The organism is Sutterella sp., assembly GCF_052272535.1.
Lineage (GTDB): Bacteria > Pseudomonadota > Gammaproteobacteria > Burkholderiales > Burkholderiaceae_F > Sutterella.
In genome coordinates, this window is record NZ_DAVZJY010000087.1 from 1 (window position 1) to 9043 (window position 9043).

General features: G+C 67.2%; 7 protein-coding genes. 3 read left to right on the forward strand and 4 right to left on the reverse strand.

Features of this window, described 5'->3' with window-relative positions; all coding sequences use genetic code 11:
* Positions 1-19: 19 nt before the first annotated feature.
* The 4 genes from ACT6Y9_RS05865 to thiS form a co-directional block, all read right to left on the reverse strand.
* A complete protein-coding gene (locus tag ACT6Y9_RS05865) occupies positions 20-457 on the reverse strand; it encodes a M67 family metallopeptidase (protein ID WP_443743842.1) in 438 nt (145 codons plus the stop codon).
* Positions 458-877: 420 nt separating this feature from the next.
* The gene (locus ACT6Y9_RS05870) at positions 878-2179 is read right to left on the reverse strand and encodes a pyridoxal phosphate-dependent aminotransferase (protein WP_295478093.1); all 1302 of its coding nucleotides are present in this window, start codon (positions 2177-2179) and stop codon (positions 878-880) included.
* Between the two features lie 251 nt (positions 2180-2430).
* Positions 2431-3243 carry a HesA/MoeB/ThiF family protein gene (locus ACT6Y9_RS05875; protein ID WP_443743843.1) on the reverse strand — a complete coding sequence of 271 codons (813 nt, stop codon included), beginning with the start codon at positions 3241-3243 and terminating at the stop codon, positions 2431-2433.
* A 1-nt stretch (position 3244) separates the two neighbouring features.
* Complete coding sequence (gene thiS / locus ACT6Y9_RS05880) at positions 3245-3451, reverse strand: sulfur carrier protein ThiS (protein ID WP_295478085.1); 207 nt, start codon at positions 3449-3451, stop codon at positions 3245-3247.
* A 207-nt stretch (positions 3452-3658) separates the two neighbouring features.
* Here thiS and ACT6Y9_RS05885 point away from each other — a divergent pair, with 207 nt between their 5' ends.
* The 3 genes from ACT6Y9_RS05885 to ACT6Y9_RS05895 all read left to right on the forward strand — a co-directional run bounded on the left by ACT6Y9_RS05885 (position 3659) and on the right by ACT6Y9_RS05895 (position 8955).
* On the forward strand, positions 3659-4288 hold the full coding sequence (locus ACT6Y9_RS05885; protein WP_295478082.1) for a TetR/AcrR family transcriptional regulator: 630 nt from the start codon (positions 3659-3661) through the stop codon (positions 4286-4288).
* Positions 4289-4372: 84 nt separating this feature from the next.
* A complete protein-coding gene (locus ACT6Y9_RS05890) occupies positions 4373-5521 on the forward strand; it encodes an efflux RND transporter periplasmic adaptor subunit (RefSeq protein ID WP_443743844.1) in 1149 nt (382 codons plus the stop codon).
* Positions 5521-8955 (forward strand): efflux RND transporter permease subunit, encoded by a 3435-nt coding sequence (locus ACT6Y9_RS05895; RefSeq protein WP_443743845.1) that lies wholly within the window; start codon positions 5521-5523, stop codon positions 8953-8955. The genes ACT6Y9_RS05890 and ACT6Y9_RS05895 overlap by 1 nt, the downstream gene beginning before the upstream one ends.
* The last annotated feature ends 88 nt before the right edge of the window (positions 8956-9043 follow it).

A 9043-nucleotide genomic window follows, 5' to 3' on the forward strand; every position in this document is an offset into this window, starting at 1 on the left:
GGATGGGCGGTGCGGTCCGTCAGCCGACGAGCTCGAGAGGTTCTTCGACGAGCTCGGGGAGAGCGCCGCAGCCGGCGTGGGCGTCGCGGAAGCGGAAGCTCCGGAGCACGGGAGCGGCGTCGGCGAGCGAGAGGATGAGGTAGGAGGCGCACGGGTCGTGGGCGTGGCGTCGGTCCTCGAGCGACGGGCGCGCCGGGGTCGCCGGGTGGGAGTGCCAGTTCCCGAGGAGTTCGAGCCCTTCGGCGCGGATCGCCTTGAGGGCGGCGAGCTGCGCTTTCGGGTCGATCGTGAAGTGCGCGGGCGAGGCGTGCGCATTGGGGAGCGGAATGATCCGCACCACTTCGCGCACGTCCCCGTCAAGCGCGCGGCCCGCGGCGAGGCCGCACGCTTCAAGCGGCGCCTCCGAGCGGGCGTGCCCGAGCATGCGGTTGAATTCGGCGCGGGGGATGCGGATCATGCGGACGGAGGCGGCTTAGAGGACCTCGGCCGTGTTCTGACCAAAGGCGCTCGACTGACAGACGGAGGGAAGAGTGGCGCCGTAGGCGTAGCGCTTGACGGCGTCGCCGTGGAGGAGTTCGGTGTTGAACCTCATTTGTGGGCAATCCTGAGCGTTGGGTTGGAGCGGGTTGCGGCGGGTTGACTGCTGCGCGCGGGTGCACGCCGTCGATTCTTCCCACAAGGTTATCCGGGGCGGCGTGCCGCCCGCCGGGTAATACCTCAGAGATCGGGCGGAAGAACGTTGCGCCGGAGTCAGCGGATGTGCGGGCGCGTTGGGGAGATTCCCGAACGGGGAGGCCGTATACGACGAAGGGCTCCCCTTTGGAGGAGCCCTTCGCTGAGGGCGGATGCGCTGCGCCCGTCGTGGAGATTGAGGGCGTCAGCCTTCCTTGGAGGCCGCCTTCAGGGTCTCCGCGAGCCCCGCCTGCGGCGCGGCGTCTTCCGGGAAGATCTTCTTGCCCGGATGGCGCTTGCGGTAGTCGGCAAGAAAGCGGGCGATGCGGTTGATCGCGTCCCGGAGCTCCCATTCGTAGGGGAGGAACACCATGCGGAAGTGGTCGGGCTTGGGCCAGTTGAAGCCCGTGCCCTGCACGAGCACGACGTTCGTCGCCTCGAGGAGCTCCTTGAAGAACTCGCGGTCGTCCTCAATCGGATAGACGTCCGGGTCGAGCTTCGGGAACATGTAGAGCGAAGCGGTCGGGCGCACCACCGAGACGCCCGGAATGGCCGAAAGCATCTCGTAGGCGATGTCGCGTTGGCGGCGCAGGCGTCCGCCCTCGCCGACGAGGTCATTGATCGACTGGTAGCCGCCCAAGGCCGTCTGAATGGCGTACTGGCCCGGGACGTTGGCGCACAGGCGCATGTTTGAGAGCATGTTGAGGCCCTCGATGAAGTCCTTCGCGTTGCTCTTGTCGCCCGAGATCACCATCCAGCCCGCGCGGTAGCCGCAGGCGCGGTAGGCCTTCGAGAGCGAATTGAAGGTGATCGTGAGGACGTCGTGCGAGAGCGCGGCCATCGAGGTGTGCTTCACGTCGTCGTAGAGGATCTTGTCGTAGACCTCGTCGGCGAGAATCACAAGGCCGTTCTCACGCGCGACCTGAATGATGTCGAGGAGCACCGAATTCGGGTAGAGCACGCCCGTGGGGTTGTTCGGGTTGATGACGACGATGCCCTTCGTGCGCGGCGTCACCTTGGCGCGGATGTCCTCGATGCTCGGAATCCAGCCCTTCTCCTCGTCGCAGAGGTAGTGCACGGGCTTCGCGCCCGCGAGGCTCGTCACGGCCGTCCAGAGCGGGTAGTCGGGCATCGGAACGAGCAGTTCGTCGCCCTGGTCGAGCAGCGCGTTCGTGGTGAGCGCGATGAGGTCCGAGGCGCCGTTGCCGAGGTAGATGTCGTCAAGCGTCACGCCTTCGATCTGCTTGTCCTGCGTGTAGTGCATCACCGCCTTGCGCGCGGCGAAGAGCCCCTTGCTGTCGGAGTAGCCCGAGGAGTTCGGCAGGTTGTAGATCATGTCGCGCATGACCTCTTCGGGCGGATCAAAGCCGAAGACGGCGAGGTTGCCGATGTTGAGCTTGATGAGACGCCGCCCCTCTGCCTCCATCTGCTTGGCCTTGTCCATGATCGGACCGCGTATGTCGTAGAGGACGTTGTCGAGCTTGGAGGACTTTTTGATCTCTTTCATTTGTATTCCTTTTTTACGTGCGCCGGAGTCTCGGGCGGAGGCGTTCAATGACGATAGCACCGGGCGGGCGGCGGCGGCCTGAGTAAAAGGCGGTAGATACCCGCGGCCGTCGTCCTCAGCCCGGGAGGTCGGCGCGCCCCACGCCAAGCGCCGGAAAGTCCCGCTCCTCCCCGGGCTCCGGGTGCGAAGAAGGCGTCCGGCCGGGACGGGCGGACGCCTTCGGAAAAGGGACGGGCTTGCGGCGGCTCCCCTCAGATGATGGGGAACCACATGTCGATCGGGTCCACGGGCTTCGTGATCGTCGGGTTCCTGCCGCAGACGGGGCAGTTCGGGTCCGAATGCGCGAGATGAACGGTGCGCAACTCCATCGTGAGGGCGTCCACGGTGAGGACGCGCCCGGTGAGGAGTTCGCCGATCCCGAGGACGTACTTGATCGCTTCTGTCGCCTGGATGCTCCCGACGATGCCGGCGAGCGAGCCCAGGACGCCCGCTTCAGCGGTGCTCGGCACGGCGTCCTTCGGGGGCGGGGACTTGAAGACGCACCGGTAGCAGGGGAGCTTCGGCGCATTCGGGGTCCAGGTCATCACCTGGCCCTTGAAGCCGAGGATCCCGGCGTGGCAGAAGGGCTTCTTCGCGATCACGCAGGCGTCGTTGATGAGGAACTTCGCGGGGAAGTTGTCCGTCGCGTCGATCACGAAGTCGTAGCCGTCGATGAGGTCCATGACGCCGTCGGCCATCACGTATTCGTAGTGGCGGTTCACCTTGACGTCGGGATTGACCGCCTCGATCGCCTTCACGGCAGAGTCGACCTTGGGGCGGCCGATTGAGGACGTCGTGTGGATGATCTGGCGCTGGAGGTTTGAGACATCTACGAGGTCCGCGTCCGCCACGCCGATCGTGCCGACGCCCGCGGTCGCGAGATAGAGCATCGCCGGCGCGCCGAGTCCGCCCGCGCCGATCACGAGGACCTTCGCGTTCATGAGCTTCATCTGCCCGCGGGGGCCGACGCCTTCGAGGAGGATGTTGCGCGAGTAGCGCGCAAGCTGGGCGTTGGTGAAGGGCATGTCAGGCGCCTCCGCCCATGAAGTAGAGGAATTCAACCCGGTCGCCCTCATGGAGCTCGAACGTGTCGAGCGCCTCCTGGTCCACGAAGACGTCGTTCACGACGACGGAGACGTATTCGGGGTTTTCAACCCCGGCGAGCTTGATGAGTTCGGCGACGGTGAGGCCCTTGCGGACCGTGCGTTCCTTGCCGGAGACGACTATCTCCATGCGGTTCTCCTCCTTGAGGCCCTCCTTTGCACCGGAAGGCCGTTGCAGGATGAGAAGCATAGCAACTGCGGGCCCTCTGCGCCGCAGGCCCGCTGCGTGCGCACTCCGCTGAGGCGCTCCCGCCGCGGCCCTGCGGCGCCCCTCGCCGTCTTTCGCCGCCTGTGCTAGCATGCAGCTTACCGACCGGTAAGTAAGGATGGGGAAGTAATGAAGGACGGGAAGACGCGCGGGACTGAGGACGCGCAGCGCGGTTCGCGCGACGCGATTCTGCTTGCGGCCGAGGAGCGCTTCGCCGCCGCGGGCCTCGAAGGCGCCTCGATGCGCGAGATCGCCGAGCGCGTCGGGATCACCAAGGCGGCGCTCTACTACCACTTTAAGGGAAAGGAGGAGCTCTGGCTCGCCGTCTGCGAGCGGCTCGCGAGCGAGCGCATGGCGGCGATCCGACGTGCCGCCGCCTCGTCGCCCGATCCCGTGGTGCGGCTCAAAAACGTGATTTCCGAGATCGTGGACCGGTTCTTCGAGAACCCGAACCTTTCGCTCCTCATCCAGCGCTCGCTCCTCGACCCGGACCCGGAGCGCTCACGCAAGGTCGTGGAGATGGCCTACAGCGGCGCCTTCGGGGTCTTTTATGAACTCTCGGGAGAGCTCGGCGTCAAGACCGACCGGCAGCTCTGGGCGCTCCACGTCGTCGGCATGTGCATCATGCCCTTCGAGGCGCGCGGAATACTGCCGTGGCTCCCCGGTGCGGGCGGCAGCGTCTTCGATCCGGAGCACCTGAAGGCGAGCATCTTCCGGATTCTCTTTCCCGAAGGGACTGCGGGTGTTCGCGAAGGGTGATGCATAAAGCGCAATTCGTAAAGTGAGGCGCCGCAGCCGGTGAGTTCCCGTGGGAATCCGGGCGGCTTCGGCGAAGAGAAGAAGATGACGCACGTTGATGTTGATCAGGTCCGCACGGAGAAGTCGGGCCTCAGGGTTGAAGGCGCGGGAGCAGCCGCGGCGGCGATGACGGCCGCGGTTTTGGCCGCGGCGCTTCTTGCCGGGTGCAGTGAGGAGACGAAGGTCGAGGCCCCGCAGACGCTCCCCGCGGTGGCGGTTGAGATCACACGGGCGGGCCTCGGGCTTCCCTCCGTCGTGACGGCGGCCGGGAGCGTGGTCGCCGACCGGCGTGTCGAGGCCGCAAGCCGCCTGACCGCCTACATCCGCGCCGTGCCCTACAAGGAGGGCGACGCCGTGAAGGCGGGGGACGTGGTGGCGGTCCTCGACGACCGCGACGTGGAGGAGAACGTCCGCGCGGCTTCGGCGAAGGCCGCCAAGGCCCGCGCCGCCGCAAAGGACGCGGAGCTCGACGCCGAGAAGATCTCGGGCCTCTACAAGGAGGGGTTGGTCTCCAACAACGACTGGCGCAAGGCGCTTTTGAACCGTACGGCCGCCGCCGACACGCTCAGAGAAGCCGAGGCGGGGCTCGCCGTCGCGGAGCACCAGCGCGCCTACGCCAAGGTGGCCGCTCCGGTCTCCGGCCGGATCGCGTCCGTGCTGCGGCGCGAGGGCGACCTCGCACTGCCCGGACTTGCCGTCGTCGTGATCGACAGCGAGTCGGACCCGAAGTTTGAGTTCCAGGTGCCGCAGCGCGCGGCCGACGTCGTGCGCCCGGGCGAAAGGGCCGAGGTGGTCGTGGACGGGGTGCCTGGTGTCCTCCCGGGCGAAGTGGAGCGCGTCTCTGGATCCGCCGACCGCGTCTCGAGAAGCTTCCTCGCGCGGGTGAAGTTCGACGCGAAGGACGCCGCCCTCGTGAAGCCCGGCATGTACGGGCGCGTTTGCGTGGCGGCGGGCGAGGCGGCGACGCCCTGGGCGCCCGAATCCGCATTCGCGCGCCGGGGCGGCCTCGAAGGCGTCTTCGTGATCGAGGACGGGCGCGCGGCCTTCCGGTGGCTGCGCACCGGGCGCCGGATGGAGGGCCGCGTCGAGGTCCTGGCGGGCCTCAAGGGCGGCGAAATGCTCGTCGACCGGCCGACCTCGGACGTGAGCGACGGGCGCGCCGTGAAGGTTGAGAAGACCGAAGGAGTCCGGTGATGACGGACGATGCGGAAAAGAAGCCTGTTTCCCCGGAGGCGGCTTCGGAAGGAACGTCCGGCAAGGCTTCCGGGCAGGTTCTTGAGCAGGCCGGTCTGAAGGGCGGGGCGAAGGTCGAAGAAAAGACCGAGGAGAGGGCCGAGCAGGCGAAGGACACGCACACGCTCACCGGGTGCATGGCCGGGGCCTTCATCGACTCCAAACTCACGGTTGTCCTGATGATCGCCGCGATGATCTTCGGCATCTGGGCGGTGACGACCACTCCGCGCGAGGAGAATCCGCAGATCACGATGCCCGCGGCGGCGGTGATCGCGGCGCTCCCCGGTGCCGAGCCCGAAGAGGTCGAGATGAAGGTCGTGCGGCCGCTCGAAACTCTCATCAACCAGATCACGGGCGTGGACCACGTCTGGGCCTCGGTTGGGGATTCGGGCGCGGTCCTGATGGTGCAGTTCAAGGTGGGCGAGGAGAAGGAGCTCTCGCTCGTGAAGCTCGCCGACCGCATCATGAGTGGACGCGGGGAGCTCCCCGCCGACGTGGTGGGCCCCTGGATCCGCAGCGCCGACGTGGACGACGTGCCGATCCTCGCCGTCTCGCTCGTCTCGGACAAATACGGCGACTACGGATTGAAGCGCATCGCGCGCGCGGTGCTCGACAACCTCTCAGGGCTGGAGAACGTCTCCACGGTCGAGGTCGTGGGCGGCCGCGACCGGGAGCTCCTCGTACGCGTGGATCCCGAACGCCTCGCCGGTCACGGCGTCTCCTTCACGCAGGTGATGCTCGCCCTCAAGGTTTCGAACGTCGCCGGCCCCCTGGGCAAGGTCGTTGAAAACGGCATGGAGAGCTCGATGCGGCTCTCCGACTTCATCGCGGACGCGCAGGCGCTGAAGGACCTCGTCGTGGGCGCCTCGCCCACGGGCGTTCCGGTGCACCTCTCAGACGTCGCCGACGTCGTGGACGGCCCCCGCACGGACCGCACCCACGCCTCGCGCTTCGGCTACGGGCCCGCGGACCCCCGCTGGGCCGACGGCCGCGAAGTCGAGAGCGTGACGCTCGCGGTCGCCAAGCGCAAGGGCTCCAATGCCGTGACGGTGGCGGACGACGCCTTGGCGCGCATCGAGCGCATGAAGGGCTGGGTGATTCCGCAGGACGTCGACGTCGTCGTCACCCGCAACGACGGCGTGAAGGCGAACGACGCCGTGAACACGCTGATCGAACACCTCGCGATCGCCGTGCTGGCGGTGGTCTCCGTGACGCTCGTCTTCCTCGGGTGGCGCGCCGCGACGATCGTCGCCGTGACGGTCCCGCTCATTCTCGCGATCACCCTGGGCGTTGTGGGGCTCTCGGGCTTCACGATCAACCGCCTCACGCTCTATGCGCTCATCATCGCGCTCGGTCTGCTCGTGGACGACTCGATCGTCGTGATCGAGAACATCGTGCGCCACTACGGACTCTCGCCCCTGAAGGGGCGAGAGGACAAGAAGCTCCGCTCGATCGTCGCGCCCGGTGAAATCGGCTCGGCGACGCTTCTCGCCACGATCGCCGTGATGATGGTCTTCGCGTCCCTCATTCCGGCCCTCACGGGGATGCCCAAGCAGTATTTCTACCCCGTGGGCTTCTCCGTCCCGGTGGCGTTGGCCGCGTCCTTCCTCATCGCCTACACGGTGGCGCCCTGGGCGGCGCTGCGCTGGATTCCGCAGCCCAACGTCCGCGTCGAGGCGAAGGCGCCGGACGGCACGGACATTCCGGGCGGGTGGATCGGGCGCCTCTACAGCATCCCGGCTTCGGCGCTGATCGGCCACGTGAACCGCGAGCGGATCTACATCCTCGTGCTCATCCTTCTCATCGGCCTCTCCTTCGCGATGCCCTTGTGGCAGCTCGTGCGCCCCGAAGGCCCGGGCGGCCCCGCCCCCGCCCTGGGCGTCGAGGCCGGGTTCCTGCCGAAGGACAACAAGAACACCTTCAACGTCACGGTCGAGCTCCCGAAGGGCAGTCCCGTCGAGGCGACCGACCGCGCGGTGAGGGACGTCGTGGAGCACGTCCGCACGATTCCCGAAGTCCTCAACTGGCAGAGCTGGTCGGGGCTGGCGGGCGTAGCCGACTTCAACTCCATGATGCGCATGAGTCCCGCCTCAGGCGCCTCCATCGGCGCCGTGCGCGTGAACCTCACCGACAAGAAGACGCGGAAGCGCTCCTCGATCACGATCGCCGCGGATCTTCGTGAAGCGTTGAAGCCCGTCGCCGCACGCTGGCCCGGGAGCACCATCCAGGTCCTTGAAGACCCGCCGGGGCCGCCCCTCAAGGGGACGGTCTACGCGGAGCTCTATGCCGAGGATCCGGCGCTGCTGCGTTGGCTCGCCGACCGAGTGGAGAGCGAATTCAGAAAGACCTACGACATGGTCGAGGTGACGAATTCCGAGAAGGCGGACGTCGTGGAGCACCGGCTCTCGATCGACCGCGAGAAGGCGCTGCGCTCCGGCGTGGTTCCGGCCGTGGCCGCGGCCGAGCTCCGCGCCCTCGTCGACGGCGGCGTGATCGGCTGGGCGCACGCCCCGGGCGAACGCACGGGAGAGGCGATCCGCATTGAGATCCCGCGCGACCGGCAGTTCGACCCCGAATTCCTCTCGGGCGTGACGGTCCCCGGCTTTGCGGGCGCCCGCGTGCCGCTCTCCTCGATCGTCAAGGTCGAGACGGATGCGGCCCCGCGTCCGATTGAGAAGAAGAACGGCGTGCGCATGGCGGCCGTTGGGGGCGAGCTCGGGCACACGCCCCCGACCTACGCCGTCCTCGACCTCAACGACCGGCTCTCGGGCCTCGCGCTCCCGGGGGGCGGAACGCTCAAGACCGGGAACCTCACCTGGAGCGACGAGCGGCCCGACCTCACCGCCGACCGCGCGGTGCTCCTCTGGCAGGGCGAGAACCGCATGATGCTCGACAGCTACCGTGACCTCGCGAACTCCCTCGTAATCTCCGTGGGCGGGATCTTCCTCATCCTCGTCGCCTACTACCGCTCCTTCGGACTCGCGCTGATCGCGCTCTCCGCGGTGCCGCTCTGCTTCATCGGGATCTTCCCCGGACACTGGCTCCTCAACGTCCAGTTCTCGGCCTCCTCTCTGGTGGGCGTGACGGCCATCTCAGGCGTCGTCGTGAGAAGCTCGCTGCTCATCATCGACTTCGTGATCGACTACCTGAAGGCGGGGCTGCCGCTGCGAGAGGCGCTCATCGACGCGGGCGCGGTGCGTCTGCGCCCGATTCTCCTCACGACCCTCGCGATCATCCTCGGGAGCGTGATCCTCATCACCGACCCGGTGTTCGGCGGCTTGGCGATCACGTTCATCTTCGGCACGGTCTTCTCGACCGTCGGGACGATCTTCCTCGTGCCGGTGCTCCTCTCCTACTACTACACGAAGTGGCCCTACAAGGCGCCGGAGGCGTGAGGGTGCGCACTGAAGTCCTTCTCGAGTCCGTCTAGAGTCCTTTTCGAGACCTTCTCATCCGCTCATTCCTTCACGAACATGGGGACGG

Bases quoted from the DNA above. Each gene is read 5' to 3' on its own strand.
- ACT6Y9_RS05865 (WP_443743842.1), bottom strand. From the start codon at position 457: ATGATCCGCATCCCCCGCGCCGAATTCAACCGCATGCTCGGGCACGCC.
- ACT6Y9_RS05870 (WP_295478093.1), bottom strand. From the start codon at position 2,179: ATGAAAGAGATCAAAAAGTCCTCCAAGCTCGACAACGTCCTCTACGAC.
- ACT6Y9_RS05875 (WP_443743843.1), bottom strand. From the start codon at position 3,243: ATGCCCTTCACCAACGCCCAGCTTGCGCGCTACTCGCGCAACATCCTC.
- thiS (WP_295478085.1), bottom strand. From the start codon at position 3,451: ATGGAGATAGTCGTCTCCGGCAAGGAACGCACGGTCCGCAAGGGCCTC.
- ACT6Y9_RS05885 (WP_295478082.1), top strand. From the start codon at position 3,659: ATGAAGGACGGGAAGACGCGCGGGACTGAGGACGCGCAGCGCGGTTCG.
- ACT6Y9_RS05890 (WP_443743844.1), top strand. From the start codon at position 4,373: ATGACGCACGTTGATGTTGATCAGGTCCGCACGGAGAAGTCGGGCCTC.
- ACT6Y9_RS05895 (WP_443743845.1), top strand. From the start codon at position 5,521: ATGACGGACGATGCGGAAAAGAAGCCTGTTTCCCCGGAGGCGGCTTCG.